Consider the following 21,373-nt stretch of genomic DNA (forward strand, 5'->3'; position numbering starts at 1 on the left):
GCTCTCTAATGAGACAAGTATGGCGAGTCAGAACGACGCTAGAAAGAAATTTGAGAGGTAAACCGCAAAACAATCAAGCGTTACGGCCCACCCACAGCAAAATTAGGCAGGCTGTCGACCGGCTGGGCAAACCGGAATGGAATCGACTCCAACGCCAGTCCTGTGTTGCGCTGTACCACAAAATGCAGGTGCGGACCGGTGCTGTGACCCGTGTTGCCGGACAGCGCCAGCGGCGTACCGGTCACTACACGCTGCCCCTCCCGCACCTTGACTGAGCCCTGCATCAGGTGCAGGTACACACTCATGGTGCCGTCATCGTGCAGGACACGCACGAAATTGCCCGAAGGGTTGGCGCTACGGCCCTGCTGCTGATCGTTTTCAACCTTGACCACAGTACCTGGACGCGACGCAATGATAGGCGTGCCCTCTGGCATCGCGATATCGATGGCGTAACGTCCTCTGGGCGTGTTGTGGCTAAATGCACCGTTTGCCCCCTGACTGATCCGGAACGGCCCTCCCACCCAAGGCAGCGGATAGGCATAATCCCGCGCACCCTGTCCTGGGTCGCCCATCGCATAGTTGAAGGTCGGCCTGTAATGAATCGCCACTCCCTGCACCTCTTTCTTCAAGCGCATCAGGGTGGTGGTGCTGTTGGGGGGTAGAACGCGGCGGACCGAAGCCGACTCGTTGATACCAGCCACGTTCTTGAGCTGATCCAGACGAAGCTCGACCTGAACCGGCACCAGCAGGTCGTTACGGGCCTCGAAAACAGTCTCGTTGCCCAATTTTTTTGTATTCAGTCGAACCTGACGCTCGATACGCTCGTTGGTATCGTCCTCGAAGACAAGTATCTTGGCACCCTTGGTAACCTTGTCCGTATAGGTCACCACACCGTTGGCATCCGTGTATTTGTAGATGGGAGAAGCCCACGTCGCTGCCGCCAGCGTGAACGAGCCACATAGCAAAAAGAGACGTTTCAACATGCAGGTGCAGAACCAGGCGCTTTTCAGGGGGCGCAAGCCTATCAGTGGAACACGCTCCCGACGAGGCTTCACTCGTCGGGATGTGATGATCGGCACCGGCATGATGGAAACTTACGCGCCGGGAACGTAATGCTTTTGCGCCGTACCGCGGGCGATCAGGCGGGACAGGTAATCCAGCTTGGCCGGATCATGGTCTACAAAGCGGAAGAATAATTGTAGCCACTCGCTGGAGGGCTTGGGTTCCAGCGCTGCAACGGAATGCAGGTAACCGTTGAGGCGGGCAATTTCCTGCACCTCCTCACCTTGCTCCAGATCCAGCACAGCGTTATCCAGCACCTGAGGGAGGACATCGCCCCGCTTGACGATCAGAACGGCTTCCTTGAGGCTCAGGGCCTTGATTACGCAAGCCATGCTGGTATTGGCCAAGCGCAGTTGCCCTTGCCCAAAATTGACTTTTCCACCCCCGGAAGAAGCACGCGTTGCAGCCTGCCCGGGCTGGCTACCGGTTAATGCGCTCAGCGAGTCGTTGGCAAAAGCCGAGGCTGCACGCTGAGGACCGCGAGCCACGAGTGCTTCCAGCTTGCCGACACGGCTCAGGGCCTTCTTGACCTTGGTGATCAGTTGTTCGTTGGTGAACGGCTTGCCAACAAAGTCGGAAACACCCGCCTGAATGGCCTGCATGACGTTGTCCTTGTCGCCACGGCTAGTCACCATAATGAAAGGTGTTTTCTGATGAGCCGGTTCGCTTCTGCACCACGTCAGCAGCTCAAGACCGGACATCTCCGGCATCTCCCAATCGCACAGGATCAGATCGAAAGACTGCTTGCTCAACATTGCCTGAGCCTTGCGTCCGTCCGCTGCATCCTCCATTTCGATACCCGGAAGTTGGCTACGTAGCCCTTTTTTGATCAAGTCGCGGATAAATGGTGCGTCATCCACGATCAGTACAGATACCTTACCCATCGATTACTCCATGAAGCCCCGAGCGCAGCTTCATGGATCGCTGAACGCCACGTCGGGAAAGCAAGCTTACTCGCAGCCCAAAAGCGTAGCTGAGAACATGGCCGCCTTCCTGTCGGGGGCCATGGCATCAGTCACGCGGTTTGTTGACTTCCTCTGCCATCCGGGTCAGCCCCAGGTGGCGTACATCCGTTCCACGGACCAGGTAGATCACCAGCTCCGCAATGTTGCGGGCGTGATCGCCAATGCGCTCCAGCGAACGCAGCGCCCAAATGACGCTGAGTACGCGGGAAATTGCCCGCGGGTCTTCCATCATGTAGGTCGCCAGCTCGCGGATCGCCGTCTTGTATTCACGGTCGACGATCTTGTCGTGCTGGGCGACGGAGAGGGCCAGCTCAGCATCGAAGCGCGCGAACGCATCCAGTGCCTCCTGAACCATCTTGCGTACCTGTTCGCCAATATGGCGCACTTCCACATAGCCACGCGGGGCTTCACCGTCTTCACAGAGCTCGATGGCACGACGTGCAATTTTCGAGGACTCATCGCCGATCCGCTCAAGGTCGATCACCGACTTGGAAATGCTGATGATCAGACGCAGGTCCGACGCTGCCGGCTGCCGACGCGCCAGGATGCGCAGGCATTCTTCGTCGATGTTGCGCTCCATCATGTCGATCTGATCATCGATTTCCCGCACCTGCTGCGCCAGACCGGAGTCGGCGTTGATCAGGGCACTTACGGCATCACTGACCTGCTTCTCGACCAACCCACCCATCGCCAGCAGATGGCTACGGACCTCTTCGAGTTCGGTGTTGAACTGCTGCGATATGTGGTGGTTGAGGCTTTCTTTGCTGATCATGGCGTTGTCGTCCTGTAAAGAATGGAGCCAACCCCCTCGGGCGGCGCTCCCTGGAACAGACCGCATCAACTACGTGGCACTGCTTACCTATAAAGCTGTGATTGCCACTGTATCGTCAGACTGCCCGGTTTATTTAGATTCCTTTCTGAAAAGATGCTGAGCGGTAACACCACCTGAAGCCATGCGCAGCGCCCGATTGGGTTATCGGCAAAAACGCGCTTGAGTATAGGGGTAGTGATTGACTTCCTGGTCAGCAACACCTTTCAGTGGGAAACCCGATAGTTAAATAGACATAAGGTAGGCTATAGAGTGTGAAGGTTTCATTACCCGTAACGCCCTGTAATGTAATCTTCGGTCTGTTTCTTGGTCGGGTTGGTGAACACGGTGTCGGTATCGCCATACTCAATCAGCTTGCCCATGTACATGAAAGCCGTGTAATCGGATACACGAGCGGCCTGTTGCATGTTGTGCGTCACGATGACAATGGTGTATCGCGTCTTCAGCTCATAGATCAGCTCCTCGATCTTGAGCGAGGAAATCGGATCCAGGGCGGAGCTGGGTTCGTCGAGTAGCAGCACTTCCGGCTGCACAGCGATGGTTCGGGCAATCACCAGACGCTGCTGCTGACCGCCGGAGAGGCCCAGTGCCGACTCATGCAGGCGATCCTTGACCTCCTCCCAGAGTGCGGCCCCCTTGAGCGCCCACTCAACGGCCTCGTCAAGCATGCGCTTTTTCTTGATGCCCTGAATGCGCAGGCCATAAACCACATTTTCATAGATGCTTTTGGGAAACGGGTTGGGCTTCTGGAATACCATGCCGACCCGGCGCCGCAGCTCGGCCACGTCGGTCCCCTTGGCAAAGATATTCTGTCCGTCCAGTCGAATCTCGCCATTGATCCGGCAGCCATCGACCAGATCGTTCATCCGGTTGAAACAACGCAGCAGCGTGGACTTGCCGCAGCCCGAAGGCCCGATAAAAGATGTGACACGTTGTTTGGGAATGTTCAGGTTGATGTCGAACAGCGCCTGCTTCTGTCCATAGAACAGGTTCAGGCCGGGTACTTCCAGGGCCACGGGCTCGGCCGCCGGGTCAAGCCCTTGCCGCTCACGCCTGCCAACATTGAGCCCGAACCTCGGCCGTTGCATTTCACGCATGGATGACTCCATTGGGCCTCTCGGCCGCGTTGGGGCGCCACGTTATACGGGACGCCCGGATTCGTTTAGTTGTCCATCGCCCGATACTTCTCCCGCAGGCGATTACGGATCGCCACCGCCGAGAGATTGAGCGCAGCAATCACCAGGACCAACAGTAACGCCGTGGCATAAACCAGCGGCCGGGCAGCTTCGACGTTCGGGCTCTGAAAGCCGACATCGAAGATATGAAAGCCCAGGTGCATGATCTTTTGATCCAGGTGCAGATAGGGGTAATTCAGATTCACGGGCAGTGTCGGCGCAAGCTTTACCACGCCCACCAGCATCAGCGGCGCCACTTCGCCCGCTGCGCGCGCAATCGCCAGGATGAGCCCTGTCATCATGGCCGGGCTGGCCATCGGCAGCACGACGCGCCACAGGGTTTCAGCCTGAGTCGCACCCAGCGCCAACGACCCCTCGCGTACGCTTCTTGGAATTCGGGCCAGTCCTTCTTCGGTCGCTACGATCACCACCGGTACAGCCAGAATAGCCAGGGTCAGGGAGGCCCACAGCAGGCCGGGTGTCCCAAAGGTCGGAGCCGGCAGCGACGCGCGAAAGAACAGTTGATCAATCGAACCGCCCAGCACGTAGACGAAAAAACCCAACCCAAATACGCCATAGACGATGGCCGGAACACCGGCGAGGTTGTTGACGGCGATACGGATCAGGCGCGTCATCAGCCCCTGTTTGGCGTATTCACGTAGATACACAGCGGCAATCACACCAAAGGGTGTCACGATCACAGCCATGATCAGGGTCATCATCACCGTTCCGAAAATAGCCGGAAACACACCGCCTTCGGTATTGGCCTCACGTGGATCGGAAGACAAAAACTCCCATAATTTGGCGAAATAGAAGCCCAGCTTCTGAAAGCTGCTCATGGCGTTGGGCTGGTAGGCGTGGACGACGTTACCCAGACGAATCTCGGTTTCCTGCCCGGAGGCATCCCGCACCGTGAGGCTGTCGCGTTCGAATTCCTGGCGCAATGCGTTCAGCTGTGTCTCGAGGTCATGGTAGCGGGCATCCAGCTCGCTGCGCTCGGCAGCCAGATCCGCCTGGGCAGCTGCGTCAAGCCGGTCGTCCAGCTCAAGGCTACGCATCTGTAGCCGGAGACGCTCGATATCGTGGTTGACACCACCAATCTCGACCTTCTCGATACGGCTGATCCGACTGGCCAACGAATCGATGCGCTTGAGACGTTCACGCATCGCCGGCAGAGCCGCATCCCCTTCCGCAACGACCTTGCCCGCCTCCTTGACGTTGACCAGATAGCCGTAGAAGTTGCCCCATTCGCGGCGCTCCAGCGCAATAGCATCCTTAGGGGATTTCTGTTCCTGAAGCCAATCTCCTACGACCCAGACGAAATCACTGCCGTACAGCTCCCGGTTGCCCAGTTTGACGAGTTGCCGGGTCATGAGGGTTGATCCTTCCGCCTCGACAGGCAGTCCGGCGCTCTTGAGTCGCTCCCGAGGTACCTCTTCGGTCTGGACAACCTCACCCATGATCATGCGGGGCGTCTCGCCGGGTACGGCATAACGCGCCTCGATCACATCAGAAGGCCAGAAATGGGCCAGACCGCGCACGGCGATGATGGCGATCAAACCAATGGTCATGATCACAGCAATGGCCACGGCGCCCCCGCTCAACCAGATGCCCGGCGCACCGCTTTTGAACCACTGCTTCAGGGAGTCCTGCTTCACGGAGTTCTTCACTTATCAGTTCCAGCCCCTTCCAGGGTGCTACAGCCGCCACGGCAGCGCTTACAACGAGGCATATTTCTTACGCAGTCGATGACGGATCATTTCTGCCAGCGTATTCATCACGAAGGTGAAGGAAAGCAGCACCAGTGCCGCCAGGAACAGCACGCGGTAATGCGTGCCGCCAACCTCCGACTCCGGCATTTCCACCGCCACGTTGGCCGCCAGGGTCCGCATACCTTCGAAGATATTGGCATCCATGATGGGGGTGTTACCGGTAGCCATCAGTACGATCATGGTCTCGCCCACGGCACGCCCCAGACCGATCATCAAGGCTGAGAAAATGCCTGGGCTGGCCGTCAGGATCACGACCCGGGTCAGGGTCTGCCACGGCGTTGCGCCCAGCGCCAGCGAACCGTAGGTCAAGCTGCGCGGCACGCTGAAAATGGCGTCTTCGGCAATGGAAAAGATATTCGGGATGATGGCAAACCCCATCGCCAGGCCTACGATCAAGGCGTTGCGCTGGTCATAGGTAATGTGGTGCTCATGCAGCCACAAACGCATATCACCATTGAACCACCAGGTTTCCAGATGAGGGCTCATGCTCAGCGCAAACCAGCCTGTAAGCAGCACCACAGGAATAAGCAGCAGGCTTTCCCAGCCGTCGGGCAGGCGGAAGCGAATGGATTCAGGCAGCCGCGACCACACAAGCCCTGCCAGGACAATACCGATCGGTACCAGCAGGATCAGGCTGAAAATGCCTGGCAGATGACCCTCTACATAAGGAGCCAGGAACAGACCGGCGAAAAAGCCCAGAATCACTGTAGGCAGCGCTTCCATCAGTTCAATGACCGGCTTGACCTTGCGGCGCATGCGCGGCGCCATGAAATACGCGGTGTAGACCGCGGCAGCAATAGCCAGCGGGGCCGCCAGCAGCATGGCATAGAACGCGGCCTTGAGCGTACCAAAGGTCAGTGGTGCCAAGCTCAGCTTGGGCTCGAAGTCATTGCTTGCCGAGGTGGATTGCCAGACATAGGACGGCTTTTCGTAGTTTTCGTACCAGACCTTGCCCCACAGGGCTGACCAGGAGATCTCCGGGTGTGGATTGTCCAGCACGAAATTCATGAGCTGGCTGTCACGCTCAAGCAGGACATGGTTGGCCCGCGGCGAGAGCGCCAGCCGGCCGTTGCCGTCAGCGATCTTCTCGGCCAGCACCGTACGCCCGGCGGTGCTGTGGAAAACGCCCAGGTTGCCCTTTTCATCCAGTGCGATGAATCCCTTGCGCCGCTGCTCGGCCACGATCTGCGTGATCGGCGCGTCCCTGAGATGGAAAGTGCGAATATGCTGAAGCTGGGGTTCGCCGTCCTTGCCACGTGCCATGAACCATTGGCTGATACCTCCCTTGGCGTCGCCTACGAGCAGCGAAATTCCACCAAGCAACTGCGCCGTCACGGTAACCTGGTTATGCGCATCATCGATCAGTCTGTAATGACCATTAAGGGTGCGGTCGCGCAGATCAAAAACATCTGCTGCCGAGCGCCCATTAATCACATACAGCCATTGACCCCGAGGGTCCAGATGCAACGCCTGCACCGTTTGTGAGAGGCGAGGCAAGTCGATTCGCTGCTGCTCAAGGGTGGTTTCGCCCGTCAGCATGTCTTCCGTACGGGTCAGCTTGAACACCAATAGTTCGGATGCATTGGACGCGGCCAGGGTCAACTCGCCTTCGCCTGCCGTCAGGCTCAGATGCTCCAGGGCGCGCCCCTCAGGATCGACCACGACCGGTGCCGGCCCGTAGGGATAATCGACCTGAGGCACGATGACCCGCTTGTTTTCAGGATAAGTCGACTTATAGATGTGCCGGACCAGCAGTGCCCGCCCATTGGAGAGCCCTAGTGCCAGCACCGGCTTGACCAGGTCCTGGACAACCGAAACCACCTGAGTACCCGAGGGAATCGGCAAAGCCTGCCGACTCAGCTCCGTACCATCCTTGACCCTGAAAAAGACCAGATCGCCCGCCGGGGTGACCTGCATGCCGACTTCGTTCTGTTCCTCCACGCTAAGTACAAGTGGCGCTCCGGCCTGTTGTAGCCAGGCAGGTGTCTGTACGGCCTCGGCTGTCAGCGTAGCCCCTTTGAAGAGCGGCAGGACCACATAGGCCAGGTAGAAGAAGATCAGAGTGATCGCCGCCAGCACGGCCAACCCACCGACCAGCACGTACCACCGCGTGAAACGATCCATGCTGGCTCGCCAGCGGCGCTTGCGACGCATCGCAGGCGTATCGAAATCGATGCGTGCAGGGGATCGGGTTTGGTTCATGAATAGGAAGCCTGGTCCTTCGTCGCGCAGAGCCTAAAGACGAGATATGACAATCAGATGACAGTAATAAGACATGCCAATGCCCACCCGTGCAGAACACGGGCGGGCAACTGTAAAAGAAGCCGGGCTCAGAAGCCCAGATCTTTCCTGGCTTTTTCGGCAACCTTGGCCGGAATCGGAATATAACCGTCCTTCACGACTGCCTCTTGCCCTGTCTTAGACAGCACCATCTTCAGGAACTCGCTCTCCATCGGACTTAGGGGCTTGTTGGGTGCCTTGTTCACATAGATATAAAGGAAGCGGGACAGTGGATAACTACCGTTCAGGGCATTCTGCTCAGTGTCTTCCACATACTTATCCGATCCTCTTTTAGCCAACGGTACGGTCCGCACGCTGGATGTCTTGTACCCGATACCGGAATAACCGACGCCGTTGAGCGACTGGCTAATGGATTGCACGACCGAAGCGGAGCCCGGCTGCTCATTCACGTTTGGCTTGAAGTCGCCCTTGCACAGCGCTTCTTCCTTGAAATATCCGTACGTGCCGGATACCGAATTTCGGCCAAACAACTGAATAGGCCGGTTGGCCCACTCGCCCGTCATGCCCAGGTCACCCCAGGTTCTGATGTCCTGTTTGCCACCGCAGAGCAGTGTGGATGAAAAGATGGCATCCACCTGTTCGATAGTCAGCCCCTTGATGGGGTTGTCTTTGTGGACAAACAGCGCCAGCGCATCTACTGCCACCGGGACCGCAGTCGGTCGGTAGCCATATTTCTGCTCGAACGCCTGAACCTCAGAATCCTTCATCCTGCGACTCATTGGTCCCAGGTTGGAAGTACCCTCGGTCAGGGCTGGAGGGGCCGTCGAGGAACCGGCCGCCTGCACTTGAATGTTTACACTGGGATAATTGCGCTTGTAGGTCTCGGCCCACAGAGTCATGAGGTTCGCGAGAGTATCCGAACCGACACTGGACAGGTTACCCGATACCCCACTGGCCTTCTGGTAATCCGGAAGCGCCGGGTCGATGGCCGCTACAGCAGTCGTTGCGCTGAGTCCCACAGCGGCAAACGTCATGGCGGCCATCAGCCTTTTGAATCTCATACCACATTCCTTGCAAGAATGATTGGGTGGCGCCCATTAGCGATAAGTGGGCATTGAGCCACTATATGACCAAAATATGAACATATTGTGACGCACCCAAGCCCATAGGCCGCCGCGCCCATCCTATTAGGTGCACAGTGCACCATCGTAGCGCCTGCCTGCTGTGCTCAGGCGCCTGTACAGCACAGATTCTTCCCTCAGTTTCTAGCCGATCGGGCCACTTTCAGCGTGTTGACACCCTCCGGCGCGAACCTTGCTTGCCTAGCTATCGACCTCTGGCCGTCCAAGGAGATACCCCATGGCTCATGCGCTTCCTTCGCACGCCGCCTCCGTTACGCCATCGGCAGTCGCCGCCCCACTCCCCCGCGCCAAACTGATCGCTGCTGCCAGCCTGGGTAACGGGCTAGAGATGTTCGATTTTACCGTCTTCAGTTTTTTCGCCAGTCTCATCGGCCAGTTGTACTTTCCCTCGGATACACCCTACGGCTCGCTGCTCATGGCCGTTGCTGTCTTTGGCGTTGGCTTTGTGATGCGCCCCCTGGGCAGCATGGTCCTGGGTGCCTATGCCGACCGTGCCGGACGCAAGGCGGCCATGCTGCTGACCATTCTGCTCATGGGATTGGGCAGCCTGTTTATCGCCTTGACGCCTACCCATGCCCAGATCGGGATTTTCGCACCCCTGCTTCTAGTGGTGGGGCGTCTGTTACAAGGCTTCTCAGCCGGTGGCGAGATTGGGGCAGCCACCGCGTTACTATTGGAATCAGCCAGCCGGGGTCGGCGCGGCTTTTATGTCAGCTGGCAGGTCATCAGCCAGGGCGGCAGCTCCCTATTGGGCGCTATGCTGGCTGCGATCCTGCACGGCTCGCTCAGCGAAGAGGCGCTGCATAGCTGGGGTTGGCGCGTACCCTTTCTGATCGGTCTACTGATTATTCCGGTTGGCCTCTACATCCGAGCCCACGTTGATGAAACCTACCAGCCACAAAGCGCTGACAAGCCAGAAGCCGCCCCGGTCATGGCTTTTCTGCGCAGTCATACCCGGGGCTTCCTGTTGGGTCTTTTGATCATCATGTCGGCCACGCTGATGACCTACATCATCCTGTTCTACATGCCGACGTACACCACCCGGGTCTCGCACCTTTCAGCCACAACGGCCTACTGGATGGGTACCGCCAGCAGTGCTGTCCTGATGATATCCGCCCTGTTCGCAGGGCTGGCGGCCGACCACTTCGGCCACCACAAACGTTTGGCCGCTGTTGCCCTGGTGGTTGCCATTCTGGCTATCTACCCTGCCTTTGCCTGGTTGGACTCACCCGATACACAGGGGCTGGCTCTGCTGTGCCGCCTGATCGTCGTTGCCGCTCTTGGCATGAACATGACGGCCGGTCTACTGCTTATCCGCGAGTCCCTGCCCCGCCCGGTCCGAGCGACCGGTCTTGCCATGACCTATGCCATCGGCGTCACCCTGTTCGGTGGCACGGCACAGTTCATCGTGACTTGGCTGCTGCAAGTCACACAAGCTCCACTGGCACCTGCCTGGTACCTGATCAGCATGCTATGCATCGGTTTGGCTGGCCTACTGGCCTTCCAGGAGCGCCACCTCGACTGATCTCGCCACGCGCAAACAAGAGGAATCCAAATGCCTATCGATACACTTCTTCGTGACGACGCCGCCTTGAGAATCGAAGACTTTCTGCCCGACATGGTCAATCTCCGGCGGGATATCCACCAGCATCCTGAGCTGGGCTACGAGGAGCATCGCACCAGCGACCTGGTAGCCGCCTCGCTAAGCGCCTGGGGGTATGAAGTTCATCGGGGGCTGGGCGGCACGGGCGTGGTCGGCACGCTCAAAGTCGGCTCGGGCAGTAAGCGACTTGGCATCCGCGCAGACATGGACGCCCTGCCCATTGTAGAGGCCACCGGTCTGCCCTATGCCAGTGCCAATGCCGGCCGGATGCACGCCTGCGGGCATGACGGTCACACCACAACCCTGCTGACAGCGGCCCGCTATCTGGCTGAGACACGTGCTTTTGACGGCACCCTTCATTTGATTTTTCAACCGGCCGAGGAAGGACTTGGCGGCGCATTGCGGATGATCGAAGACGGCTTATTCGACCTCTTTCCCTGCGATGCCGTGTTTGGCTTCCATAACATGCCGGGTGTACCGGCCGGCCACTTCTGCTTTGTAGAAGGACCGGCCATGGCCTCCGCCGATACTGCCGACCTGCGTATTGTCGGCCAGGGTGGTCATGGCGCCGTACCGCACAAGGCCGTCGACCCTGTTGTCGCCAGTGCATCGACAATCATGGCGTTGCAAAGCATCGTGTCGCGCAATATCGATCCGCTGGAAACAGCAGTCATCAGCATAGGAAGTATTCGTGGCGGCCATGCCAATAACGTCATTCCCGATGCGGTAGACATGAAGCTGACGATTCGCGCCTTCAGCAACAGCGTGCGTGATCAGCTGGAGCAGCGTATCCGCGCGGTTACCCAGGCCCAGGCGGAAAGCTTTGGCGCGACTGCTCAGCTGGATTACCGTCGCGGCTATCCGGTACTGGTCAACCATACCCAGGAAACTGCGTTTGCACGATCAGTGGCAGAAGAGTGTTTTGGCAGCCAGTCCATTGTGCCGAATTTTGCGCCTATCAGCGCCAGCGAGGATTTCGCCTATATGCTTGAGCGGTGTCCGGGGTGTTATCTGTTCATTGGCAATGGCAACAGCGCCAGCCTGCACAACCCCGCCTACGACTTCAATGACGCCCTGCTGCCCATTGGGGCACGCTACTGGGCCAAGCTTGCCGAACGCTACCTCGTCTGAGGCAGCGTTCGAGTACGCGAAGGATCAGGCCGCAACCGGTACGACACGGCGCTCCTGGCTAAGCAGCCAGGCGCCCACCAGCATGCCCAGAATGGCCAGGCCGACCACGTAATAGGCCGGCCCCAAAGGGTGCTGCTTGAGCATCAGCGTCACGATCATCGGCGTCAGGCCGCCAAAGATGGCATAGGCCAGGTTATAGGAGAACGACAGGCCCGAGAAACGTACCTCGGCCGGGAACGCCAGTACCATGACACGCGGTACGCTCCCGATCACTCCAACCGACAAGCCTGCCAGCGCATACAGCGGGAACAGCCATTCCGGATGCGTCTTTAGGCTGGCGTACATCGTCCAGGATATGATTCCCAGGAGCGCACCGCCGATCAAAAAGATCCGTCCGCTGCCAAAGCGGTCAGACAGCGAGCCCGATATGATGCAACCCACGGTCAGGAACACGATTGCCAAGCTATTGGCTCTGAGCGCTACCGCAGCAGAGAAGCCATATTGAGTCTGCAACAGCGTGGGCGTCATGAGAATAACGACCACGATACCGGCGGTCAGCATCCAGGTCAGCAGCATGGATACGACAACGGCTCCCCGGTGATCACGCAGGACCGCCTTGAGCGGCACTTCACTGGCCAGCGACTTGCGTAGCTGAAGCTCGGCGAAGACCGGGGTCTCATGCAGCCAACGGCGTAAATACACCGAAAATAATCCGAATACGCCACCGATCAGGAAAGGAAAACGCCACGCATAATCGTGCACTTCAACGGGCGTAAATACGGTATTGATCAGCGTCGCCATCAGCGAGCCGAGCAGGATGCCAAAGGTCAACCCGGCCGTCAGCGTACCGCAGGCATAGCCTACGTGGCGGTTCGGGACATGTTCGGCCACGAACACCCACGCACCCGGCACCTCACCGCCAATGGCAGCCCCCTGGATGATGCGCAACAGCAATAGTAGCAGCGGTGCAGCAATGCCGATCTGGGCGTATGTTGGCATCAGGCCCATGCCCAGCGTGGGCAGCGCCATCATGAAGATGCTGAGCGTAAACATCTTCTTGCGTCCCAAGAGATCGCCAAAGTGGGCCATGATTACGCCCCCCAGTGGACGTGCCAGATAGCCCGCGGCAAAGATGCCGAAGGTCTGGATCTGGCGCAGCCACTCGGGCATCTCGGCAGGAAAGAACAACTTGCTTACTACGGCGGCGAAAAACACGAAGATCACGAAGTCGTAAAATTCGAGCGCGCCACCCAAGGCGGACAGGGAAAGGGTCTTATAGTCACTGCGCCCTAACGGGCGTGATTCGGGCAAGGCGGAATGGGATTGCGGTCTCATGGCTCAAGTCTCGTTAGAATTATATGCACACGTTCGCGCTAGACCGTGGAACCTGGACAAGCAGGGTTTTCCCGCACACAGGTTCGAGCTACACCGGTGAACGTCTCCCCTAGTTAAGCAGGGAGGCCGTAAATCCGCACGAGGCGGAGACGAGACATTAATACAAGAGCGAGAACCAGGGAAATGAAAAGCCGTGTGAGCACTGGGCCGTGATACGTTCGCTCCGTCATCTTGTGGACAACATTGCGAACCTGGCCCGAACCGGTTGAACGCAAACCATCACCTGTGTAGCCATGACACGGCCCGGTCGGGTCTGTCATGTGCAAACCTGCACGATATCAAATTCAAATACCGACGCCCAAGCCGTTCGGCGAATTTATTTAAACTGTCAACACCCTGTCGTACCTGACTGGCACAGTCTATATACTGCCCAGGATCAGACGACATTCGACACGCCCGGTCAGGTTGGCCATATTCTTGCTTTAAAAGGTCTCCCAGCCATCAAAATTGAAAAGGGCTCCAGGGGCGCCCCGCGCATGATTGAAGAACTCGAACAAGAAGATCCAATACCTCAAGGCGATCTGGCTATGCAGATCACCGCACTCCCACGCGAAACGAACGGGTTTGGCGATATCTATGGCGGCTGGCTCGTCGCCCAGATGGACCTGGCCGGCACGTCCATGGCCAGTCGAATCGCTCAGGGTCGCGTCGCCACGGTTGCCATCGACCGCATGGCATTTCTCGTCCCGGTTCCGGTGGGTGCACAGCTTTCCTTCTATACCCAGGCGCTGGAAGTCGGCCGCAGTTCGATTCGCATGATGGTTGAAGTCTGGAGCGATGACCCTCTCTCCAACGAATGGAGCAAGGTGACCGAAGCCGCTTTCGTTTTTGTCGCCATCGACGGCAGCGGCCGTACCCGCTCCGTTCCTCGCCGCTAGATTCTGCGAAAAATGCGGTCAGCCATGGGTGGTTCATGTACAGCGCCCTACGCAAAGCACGTCACGCTTGGTAGCAGATTGCCCCACTCTAGACGCAACGGTTGCTACAGGTAACCGTTCGTCTCGGTAACAAATACCGCTGGGTCATCAATTCTTCTAAATGTTCAAACGGTCACATTTGCCGCCTTGTTCTAGAGGGCTTCGCTCTTTAGGATGCGCACCATTACTCATGTGCGCAATTTGCTGCACATCGAGCTGTGCAATGAATTGCACAGAATTTCGTGGGGACGATTGGCCTGGATGGCCGCTCACTATCGCTCCCCCTAAAGCAATGGATGCTTCAGCAAGGTCACGGAATGACGTTCTCCAGTTCACTCGCTACGCATTATCTGGCCCTGGCCGAACAGCCCATCGAAGCGGGCAACTTCGGCGGCGAGGACGCGCGATATTCCAGCGAGTATGAACAGCTCGAAGCCGAGCTAGCCAAAGCCTCTTCCCTTCATCAAAGCGGCCAGATCGATTGGCAGATGATTTGTGACGGCAGCGAAGCACTGCTGCGTACCCAATCCAAAGACCTGCGTGTAGCCGCCTGGCTGGTCTGGGCCTTGTATCAGCGCGAGCGCTTCACGGGCTTGCAGGCAGGTATCGCCTTGCTTCATGCCCTGTGCACCCAGCATTGGGATGCGCTACATCCACGCAAGGTACGTACGCGCGGTGCGGCCCTGGGCTGGCTGCTGACGCGTCTGGAGCCTGTACTGTCGGACTGCGCGCCAACCTCCGAACAGCTCCCGCTGTTCCAGCAACTGATAGAGCACCTGAAGGCACTGGATGCCTGCCTGTCCACACATCTAGGCGAAGAGGCTCCCTTGTTACTGCCGCTGTGCCGGCGGGTAGACGATCAGGTAAAGCGTGCCGGTCAGACGGCGACCCCAACGACAGCATCCAACGCCCCTTCGGTTGCACCCACGCTGGCTTCGTCTTCATCCAACGTGCCAACCGGGCCGATCGAAAACGACAGGGATGCCCATAAGGCCCTTCGCGCCCAGCAGGACAGCGCTCGTCACCTGTGCACCTGGTGGACCCGGCAAAAGGCGACGGACATTCGTCCGCTACGTCTGAATCGTGCCCTGCTGTGGCTGGGCATCGACAGCGTACCCGAGCACAACGCCGAACAGATCACGGCGCTTCGTGGACTTCCCACCGACAAGATCGCCTCCTATAAGGAGCGTTTCGAGCAAGGTCAGTATGCTGAATTGCTGGTGGATCTGGAGGCCAGCCTGGCACGTGCACCCTTCTGGTTCGATGGGCAACGCCTGGCCTGGGAATGCCTACAGGCACTAGGCGCTGAAGCCTCCCTGAGGGAAGTCGAAATGCCCTTCGCCCTCTTTCTGGCCCGCGTACCTGGCATCGTGGAGCTGCGCTTCCATGACGGTCAGCCCTTTGCCGATGCCGAAACACGCGCCTGGATCAGCGCCCATGTCATCCCACATACCCAGGCTCCCAGCGCGCCACGCGAGGCGGCTTCGAATAGTGGCAATAATCGTCCCGCCTGGGACGAAGCACTGGCTGCACTGCTGCCTACCCTGCGAAAGGGTGGCCTCAAGAAGGCGGTTCAGACACTCAAGCAGGGCATGACCACCGCACAAGGCGGCCGTGAGCGATTTTTCTGGCAACTCACCCTCGCCCGCCTCTGCTTCCAGGCCAAGAAATACGACCTGGCCAAGACCCAATTGCAAACACTCGACGAGACCCTGCAACGCAGCGGTCTGGCCGACTGGGAACCCGAACTCGCCCTGGAGGTTTTGCAGCTGCTCTATCAGTGCTGCGAACTGCTGCCTCAGAACCCTGGAGTACGAGACTACAAGGACGAGCTTTACCGCAGGTTGTGCCACATCGATCTCGAAGTGGTACTTGATTGAGGCCGCACGGCCTTTACACAGAAAGGAGAAATGCCATGGCCAAAGAAGGCTCGGTAGCCCCCAAGGAACGCATCAACGTCACCTTCAAACCCGCCACTGGCAATGTTCAGGAAGAACAGGAACTGCCTCTGAAGCTAATGGTTCTGGGCGACTTTACCCAGCGCGCAGACGATCGCAAGGTCGAGGATCGCAAGCCGATCAGCATCGACAAGAACAACTTCGATGAAGTCCTGGGCAAACAGGAACTGACGCTGAACCTGAGCGTACCGAACCGCCTGCAGGATGATGCGCAAGGTGAAGAGCTGGGCGTCAGCCTGAACATCAATACGATGAAGGACTTCAACCCTGCCAACATCGTGGATCAGGTGCCGGAGCTGAAGAAACTGATGGAACTGCGTGATGCCCTCGTCGCGCTGAAAGGCCCGCTGGGTAACGCCCCTGCTTTCCGCAAGGCCATCGAAAGCGTACTGGCGGACGATGACTCCCGCGAACGCGTACTGGGCGAACTCGGTTTGGCCGCCAAAGCCGACCAGGACGCTTGAACCAAGGACAAGGAAGAGTTCAGATGAGTACCAATACCGCTCTCGAAGCGACTCAAGTAACAGGCGAAGCCGGCATTCTTGACCGCATCATCGCCGAGACCAAGCTCACGCCAGATGACGAAGCCTATGGCATCGCCAAGCGTGGCGTATCTGCCTTCATCGAAGAGCTGCTCAAGCCGCAGAACGAAAAAGAGCCGGTCAAGAAGGCCCTGGTCGACCGCATGATCGCCGAGATCGATGCCAAGCTCAGCCGCCAGATGGACGAAATCCTTCACCACGCCGAGTTCCAATCGCTGGAGTCCTCCTGGCGTGGTCTGCAGATGCTGGTCGACCGCACCGATTTCCGTGAGAACAACAAGGTCGAGATCCTGAACGTATCCAAGCAGGACCTGCTGGAAGACTTCGAGGACTCGCCGGAAATCGTTCAGTCCGGCCTGTACAAGCACATCTATACAGCCGAATACGGCCAGTTCGGTGGCGAGCCGGTTGGCGCGATCATTGCCAACTATTTCTTCGACCCGAGCTCTCCGGACGTGAAGACCATGCAGCATGTGGCCAGCGTTGCGGCCATGGCACATGCGCCCTTCGTTGCGGCAGCCGGTCCCAAGTTCTTTGGCCTGGAAGCCTTCACGGGCCTGCCCGATCTGAAGGATATGAAAGATCACTTCGAAGGTCCTCAGTTCACCAAGTGGCAGAGCTTCCGCGAGCAGGAAGACTCCCGTTATGTAGGCCTGACCCTGCCCCGCTTCCTGCTGCGTACGCCCTATGACCCGGAAGAAAACCCGGTCAAGAGCTTTGTCTACAAGGAAAACGTCTCCAGCAGCCACGAGCATTACCTGTGGGGCAACACCGCGTATGCCTTCGCGACTCGCTTGACCAGCAGCTTCGCCAAATTCCGCTGGTGTCCGAACATCATCGGCCCCCAGAGCGGTGGCGCGGTAGAAGACCTGCCCCTGCATCACTTCGAAAGCATGGGTGAAATCGAGACCAAGATTCCGACCGAAGTGCTGGTTTCCGATCGCCGCGAGTACGAGCTGGCCGAGGAAGGCTTCATCGCGCTGACCATGCGCAAGGGTAGCGATAACGCGGCATTCTTCTCTGCCAACTCCGTACAGAAGCCGAAGTTCTTTGGTAACAGCGAAGAAGGCAAGAACGCCGAGATGAACTACAAGCTGGGCACCCAACTGCCCTACCTGTTCATCGTCAGCCGTCTGGCGCACTACCTGAAAGTCCTGCAGCGCGAGCAGCTGGGCAGCACCAAGGAACGTACCGACCTTGAGCTTGAGCTGAACAAGTGGATCCGTCAGTACGTGGCCGACCAGGAAAACCCCAGTGCTGAGGTTCGCGGTCGCCGACCTCTGCGCGCAGCCAGCATCAAGGTCACCGAGGTGGATGGCGAGCCGGGCTGGTACCGTGTCGGCCTGAGTGTGCGTCCGCACTTCAAGTACATGGGCGCGGATTTCACGCTGTCCCTGGTTGGCAAGCTGGACAAAGAGTGAGCAGGAGCCAGGTGATGAGCTACGGCAGTCTGTTCGAGCGTCTTTCCGGGGAAGCGGATCAACGTGCCCGCCTGACCCGGGAGCAAGCCGTTACGGCCTCGGTCGCCTCTCATCTGGCCAAAATGCTCAGCACCCGTGCGGGCAGCGTGCAGACGCAGCCCGACTACGGGTTGCCCGATCTGAACGACATGCGCCTGTCCCTGCATGATTCGCTGAATCAGGCGCGTGTCGCTATCGAACGTTTTATCGACGCCTACGAGCCCCGTTTATCCAGCGTTCGAGTGTTATCCCTGCCCCGTAGTCATGATCCGCTGACCCTGAGCTTTATTCTCGAAGGCTGGCTGGACGTGGACGGGATCAAGAAGCAGGTCAGTTTTACCGCACGCCTGGATGGCAGCGGACAAGTGAAGGTCAGCTAAGGAAAGCACATGTCGTTCAACCACTATTACCAGAGCGAGCTGTCCGCGCTACGGCAGCTGGGCAAGCGTTTCTCCGAGCGCAGCCCGGCCTTGGCACCGTTCCTGGGTCAGAGCGGCCGGGATCCGGATGTCGAGCGCCTGATGGAAGGTTTTGCCTTTTTGACCGGACGCCTGCGCCAGAAGCTCGACGACGAGTTGCCAGAGCTGACCCACTCCCTGATGCATCTGCTGTGGCCAAACTACATGCGTCCGCTACCGGCGTTCAGCATGCTTCAGTTCGACCCGCTCAAGCGTCCCGGCGGAGCCATTACCGTTGCACGCAACACGCCAGTGGAAGCGCGTCCGGTACAGGACGTAAGCTGCCGCTTCCGGACCTGTTTTGCTACGGACGTGCTACCGCTGGACCTGTCCGCACTGGAGTATTCCGCTAAAGGCGAAGGTGCCCTGCTCAACCTGCGCCTGACCCTGAGTGCCGAAGGCCACCTGGGCGATATCGGCCTCAAACGCCTACGCCTGCATCTGGCCGGTGAGCGTTACATCAGCCAGACCTTGTACCTGGCACTGCTGCGTCATCTGGAAGGTGTCCAGCTGATACCGCTGGATGCCGACAACAAGCCGGTCAAGTCTCCCGACGATACGCCGATCCAGTTCAAGCTGGGGGCTGACCGCCTGCGTGCAGTAGGCGTCGACGAGGAAGAAGCGCTGATTCCTTACCCGCACAATACTTTTCGGGGTTACCGCTTCCTGCAGGAGTACTTTGCCTTTCAGGACAAGTTCCTGTTTGTCGAGCTTGATGGGCTGAGCATCGTCAATGCGCTGCCTCAAGAGATCATCAAGAAGACGCGCGGCCTGGAGCTACGCTTCGATCTGCGCAAGGTGGGCAGCCAGCGTCTTCGCCCCACCCGTGACAACGTACGCCTCTATTGCACGCCGATCGTAAACCTGTTCAACCATGACGCCCTCCCCATCCGCCTGGATGGCAAGCAGGACGAGTACCTGTTGCTGCCGGCCGAATACGATACCGAGCACTGCGGCGTCTATTCCGTTGAGCGCGTGACCGGCTGGCGACCCGGCGGCATGGGCTATGAAGACTATGTGCCGTTCGAATCTTTCGAGCACGATGCAAGCTTCGATGTGCCCAAGGCGCGCCCGCATTACAGCGTGCGCCAGCGCACCTCGATCCTGCATGACGGCGTCGACACGTATCTATCGTTTGGCATCCAAGAGTCAGGCAGTCGCTTTGGTGATGCCGTAGCCCAGGAGCGTCACGAGACGCTGTCTATCGAGCTTGTCTGCACCAACCAGAACTTGCCGTTGCAGCTCAAGCTGGGCGACATCTGCCTGCCTAGCGAAGACACGCCGGAGTTCTTGAGCTTTCGCAATATCACTACCGCGACGCCATGCTATGCGCCGCCCCTATCGCGTGATTTCCTGTGGAAGCTCATTTCCAATATGTCGCTGAATTACCTGTCGCTCTCCGATGTAGAGGCGCTCAAGGTGATTCTCGAAACTTACGACCTGCCGCGCTACTACGACCAGCATGCGGAAAAGATCAGCCGTCGCCAGTTAGGTGCCCTAAAAAGCATCAGCCACAAGCCGGTTGACCGACTCCACCGTGGACTACCCGTTCGCGGTATCAGCACCGAGCTGACCATGGACCCGGAAGGCTTTCTGGGCGAAGGCGATCTGTTTGTCTTCGCCTCGGTCCTCAATGAATTTTTCGCGTTGTACGCCAGCCTCAATTCCTACCATGAGCTGCGCGTGAAAAGCACACAAGGAGAGGTGTACCAATGGACGCCGCGCATGGGGCAACAGCCCTTGCTTTGAGCTCGCTGAGCTGCGGTATCCGTGAGTACACCCTCTTCCAGGGCATACAGCGGGTACTGGAAAAGCTTAGACAGAACAATCCCGGCCTGGATGACGAAGCGCTCTACGACCGCCTCGAATTTCAGGCCAACCCGAGCCTGGGTTTTCCGGGTAGCGATATCGATCGTATCGAGTTCTTCGAAGAAGACGGTGAGATGCGCGCGCGGATGCGCCTGAACCTGGTCAGCCTGGCGGGTGCCGGCTCGCCCTTGCCTGCATTTTATAGCGAACAGGCATTGGGGGATGGCCCCTCCGGTAATCCGACCCGCGAGTTTCTGGATCTTTTCAATCATCGCTTCCAGCGCCTGTTGCTGCCGATCTGGCGTAAATATCGATACAACGCCAGCTTCCAGCGTGGCGCTGTGGATAACTTTTCCGCACAGCTGTTCGCCCTGATCGGCCTGCGTGGCGAGACGATTCGCCAGTCGCAGGAACTCAACTGGAAGCGCCTGCTGCCCTATCTGGGCCTGCTGAGCCTGCGCGCCCACTCGGCGGCACTGATCGAAGCGGTGCTGCGCTACTACTTCAAGCATGCCGCCATGCATATCGAGCAGTGCATCGAGCGTCAGGTGCAGATCTCTACCGATCAACAGAACCGCCTGGGCCTGGGCAACAGCACCCTAGGTGAGAACCTGGTGCTGGGGCAGCAGGTGCGTGATCGCAGCGGCAAGTTTCGTATTCATATCCGCGAGCTGGACTGGAACCGCTTCCACGAATTTCTTCCCATTGGCGCAGGTTATGCGCCGCTATGCGCCTTGGTGCGCTTTACGTTGCGCGATCCGCTGGACTACGACCTGCGTCTGGAATTGCGCACCGATGCCATCCGCGAGCTGCGGCTTGGCGCCGATAACCCTTGCCGCCTGGGTTGGACCAGCTGGCTTGGCCATGAACATGCGGACGGCGTCGTAACGCTGGCCGGCAAGACTCATTAAGGA

17 protein-coding genes are annotated in these 21,373 nt (G+C 58.5%); 9 read left to right on the plus strand and 8 right to left on the minus strand.

Annotated features, from left to right (window positions below; genetic code table 11):
• Window positions 1-80 precede the first annotated feature (80 nt).
• The 7 genes from AC4LF3_RS19410 to AC4LF3_RS19440 all read right to left on the minus strand — a co-directional run bounded on the left by AC4LF3_RS19410 (window position 81) and on the right by AC4LF3_RS19440 (window position 9,105).
• Window positions 81-983 carry a peptidoglycan DD-metalloendopeptidase family protein gene (locus tag AC4LF3_RS19410; protein ID WP_491836193.1) on the minus strand — a complete coding sequence of 301 codons (903 nt, stop codon included), beginning with the start codon at window positions 981-983 and terminating at the stop codon, window positions 81-83.
• A 111-nt stretch (window positions 984-1,094) separates the two neighbouring features.
• Window positions 1,095-1,946 (minus strand): response regulator, encoded by an 852-nt coding sequence (locus AC4LF3_RS19415; protein ID WP_150348419.1) that lies wholly within the window; start codon window positions 1,944-1,946, stop codon window positions 1,095-1,097.
• A gap of 127 nt (window positions 1,947-2,073) precedes the next feature.
• The gene (gene phoU / locus AC4LF3_RS19420; protein WP_010796260.1) at window positions 2,074-2,799 is read right to left on the minus strand and encodes a phosphate signaling complex protein PhoU; all 726 of its coding nucleotides are present in this window, start codon (window positions 2,797-2,799) and stop codon (window positions 2,074-2,076) included.
• A gap of 323 nt (window positions 2,800-3,122) precedes the next feature.
• The gene (gene pstB, locus AC4LF3_RS19425) at window positions 3,123-3,944 is read right to left on the minus strand and encodes a phosphate ABC transporter ATP-binding protein PstB (protein WP_037030598.1); all 822 of its coding nucleotides are present in this window, start codon (window positions 3,942-3,944) and stop codon (window positions 3,123-3,125) included.
• A 74-nt stretch (window positions 3,945-4,018) separates the two neighbouring features.
• Window positions 4,019-5,689 carry a phosphate ABC transporter permease PstA gene (gene pstA, locus AC4LF3_RS19430; RefSeq protein WP_256680808.1) on the minus strand — a complete coding sequence of 557 codons (1,671 nt, stop codon included), beginning with the start codon at window positions 5,687-5,689 and terminating at the stop codon, window positions 4,019-4,021.
• A gap of 60 nt (window positions 5,690-5,749) precedes the next feature.
• Window positions 5,750-8,005: an ABC transporter permease subunit gene (locus AC4LF3_RS19435; protein ID WP_491836194.1), complete on the minus strand. Its 2,256-nt coding sequence runs from the start codon at window positions 8,003-8,005 to the stop codon at window positions 5,750-5,752.
• 128 nt (window positions 8,006-8,133) lie between these two features.
• Window positions 8,134-9,105, minus strand: coding sequence for a phosphate ABC transporter substrate-binding protein PstS (locus tag AC4LF3_RS19440; protein ID WP_074820842.1), 972 nt, complete (start codon window positions 9,103-9,105; stop codon window positions 8,134-8,136).
• 298 nt (window positions 9,106-9,403) lie between these two features.
• Between AC4LF3_RS19440 and AC4LF3_RS19445 the strand changes: the two genes are divergently transcribed.
• A complete protein-coding gene (locus AC4LF3_RS19445; RefSeq protein WP_491836195.1) occupies window positions 9,404-10,711 on the plus strand; it encodes an MFS transporter in 1,308 nt (435 codons plus the stop codon).
• A gap of 30 nt (window positions 10,712-10,741) precedes the next feature.
• Window positions 10,742-11,920 carry a M20 aminoacylase family protein gene (locus AC4LF3_RS19450; protein WP_491836196.1) on the plus strand — a complete coding sequence of 393 codons (1,179 nt, stop codon included), beginning with the start codon at window positions 10,742-10,744 and terminating at the stop codon, window positions 11,918-11,920.
• A 24-nt stretch (window positions 11,921-11,944) separates the two neighbouring features.
• On the opposite strand, the gene AC4LF3_RS19455 is transcribed toward AC4LF3_RS19450, so the two are convergent.
• A complete protein-coding gene (locus tag AC4LF3_RS19455) occupies window positions 11,945-13,255 on the minus strand; it encodes an MFS transporter (protein ID WP_010796267.1) in 1,311 nt (436 codons plus the stop codon).
• Between the two features lie 539 nt (window positions 13,256-13,794).
• On the opposite strand from AC4LF3_RS19455, the gene AC4LF3_RS19460 reads away from it, so the two are divergent.
• From AC4LF3_RS19460 to tssG, 7 genes are all read left to right on the plus strand, one after another.
• Window positions 13,795-14,193 (plus strand): acyl-CoA thioesterase, encoded by a 399-nt coding sequence (locus tag AC4LF3_RS19460; protein ID WP_037030601.1) that lies wholly within the window; start codon window positions 13,795-13,797, stop codon window positions 14,191-14,193.
• A 356-nt stretch (window positions 14,194-14,549) separates the two neighbouring features.
• Window positions 14,550-16,112: a type VI secretion system protein TssA gene (tssA, locus tag AC4LF3_RS19465; RefSeq protein ID WP_491836197.1), complete on the plus strand. Its 1,563-nt coding sequence runs from the start codon at window positions 14,550-14,552 to the stop codon at window positions 16,110-16,112.
• A 35-nt stretch (window positions 16,113-16,147) separates the two neighbouring features.
• Entirely contained in the window at window positions 16,148-16,654 is a 507-nt protein-coding gene (gene tssB / locus AC4LF3_RS19470) for a type VI secretion system contractile sheath small subunit (protein WP_122041262.1), read from the plus strand.
• Between the two features lie 23 nt (window positions 16,655-16,677).
• Complete coding sequence (gene tssC / locus AC4LF3_RS19475; protein WP_010796272.1) at window positions 16,678-18,153, plus strand: type VI secretion system contractile sheath large subunit; 1,476 nt, start codon at window positions 16,678-16,680, stop codon at window positions 18,151-18,153.
• An 11-nt stretch (window positions 18,154-18,164) separates the two neighbouring features.
• A complete protein-coding gene (gene tssE / locus AC4LF3_RS19480) occupies window positions 18,165-18,572 on the plus strand; it encodes a type VI secretion system baseplate subunit TssE (protein WP_122041261.1) in 408 nt (135 codons plus the stop codon).
• 9 nt (window positions 18,573-18,581) lie between these two features.
• The gene (gene tssF, locus AC4LF3_RS19485; protein WP_312271729.1) at window positions 18,582-20,399 is read left to right on the plus strand and encodes a type VI secretion system baseplate subunit TssF; all 1,818 of its coding nucleotides are present in this window, start codon (window positions 18,582-18,584) and stop codon (window positions 20,397-20,399) included.
• A complete protein-coding gene (tssG, locus tag AC4LF3_RS19490) occupies window positions 20,363-21,370 on the plus strand; it encodes a type VI secretion system baseplate subunit TssG (RefSeq protein WP_434135221.1) in 1,008 nt (335 codons plus the stop codon). The genes tssF and tssG overlap by 37 nt, the downstream gene beginning before the upstream one ends.
• Window positions 21,371-21,373: the final 3 nt, after the last annotated feature.

It is taken from the genome of Pseudomonas sp. C2.3V, from assembly GCF_058536325.1.

What these genes read in the sequence shown, in the direction of transcription:
- tssB (WP_122041262.1), top strand. Translation starts at nt 16,148, where the DNA reads ATGGCCAAAGAAGGCTCGGTAGCCCCCAAGGAACGCATCAACGTCACC.
- AC4LF3_RS19410 (WP_491836193.1), bottom strand. Translation starts at nt 983, where the DNA reads ATGTTGAAACGTCTCTTTTTGCTATGTGGCTCGTTCACGCTGGCGGCA.
- AC4LF3_RS19445 (WP_491836195.1), top strand. Translation starts at nt 9,404, where the DNA reads ATGGCTCATGCGCTTCCTTCGCACGCCGCCTCCGTTACGCCATCGGCA.
- tssC (WP_010796272.1), top strand. Translation starts at nt 16,678, where the DNA reads ATGAGTACCAATACCGCTCTCGAAGCGACTCAAGTAACAGGCGAAGCC.
- AC4LF3_RS19415 (WP_150348419.1), bottom strand. Translation starts at nt 1,946, where the DNA reads ATGGGTAAGGTATCTGTACTGATCGTGGATGACGCACCATTTATCCGC.
- tssG (WP_434135221.1), top strand. Translation starts at nt 20,363, where the DNA reads ATGGACGCCGCGCATGGGGCAACAGCCCTTGCTTTGAGCTCGCTGAGC.
- AC4LF3_RS19455 (WP_010796267.1), bottom strand. Translation starts at nt 13,255, where the DNA reads ATGAGACCGCAATCCCATTCCGCCTTGCCCGAATCACGCCCGTTAGGG.
- AC4LF3_RS19450 (WP_491836196.1), top strand. Translation starts at nt 10,742, where the DNA reads ATGCCTATCGATACACTTCTTCGTGACGACGCCGCCTTGAGAATCGAA.
- AC4LF3_RS19435 (WP_491836194.1), bottom strand. Translation starts at nt 8,005, where the DNA reads ATGAACCAAACCCGATCCCCTGCACGCATCGATTTCGATACGCCTGCG.
- phoU (WP_010796260.1), bottom strand. Translation starts at nt 2,799, where the DNA reads ATGATCAGCAAAGAAAGCCTCAACCACCACATATCGCAGCAGTTCAAC.
- pstB (WP_037030598.1), bottom strand. Translation starts at nt 3,944, where the DNA reads ATGCAACGGCCGAGGTTCGGGCTCAATGTTGGCAGGCGTGAGCGGCAA.
- AC4LF3_RS19440 (WP_074820842.1), bottom strand. Translation starts at nt 9,105, where the DNA reads ATGAGATTCAAAAGGCTGATGGCCGCCATGACGTTTGCCGCTGTGGGA.
- tssA (WP_491836197.1), top strand. Translation starts at nt 14,550, where the DNA reads ATGACGTTCTCCAGTTCACTCGCTACGCATTATCTGGCCCTGGCCGAA.
- tssF (WP_312271729.1), top strand. Translation starts at nt 18,582, where the DNA reads ATGTCGTTCAACCACTATTACCAGAGCGAGCTGTCCGCGCTACGGCAG.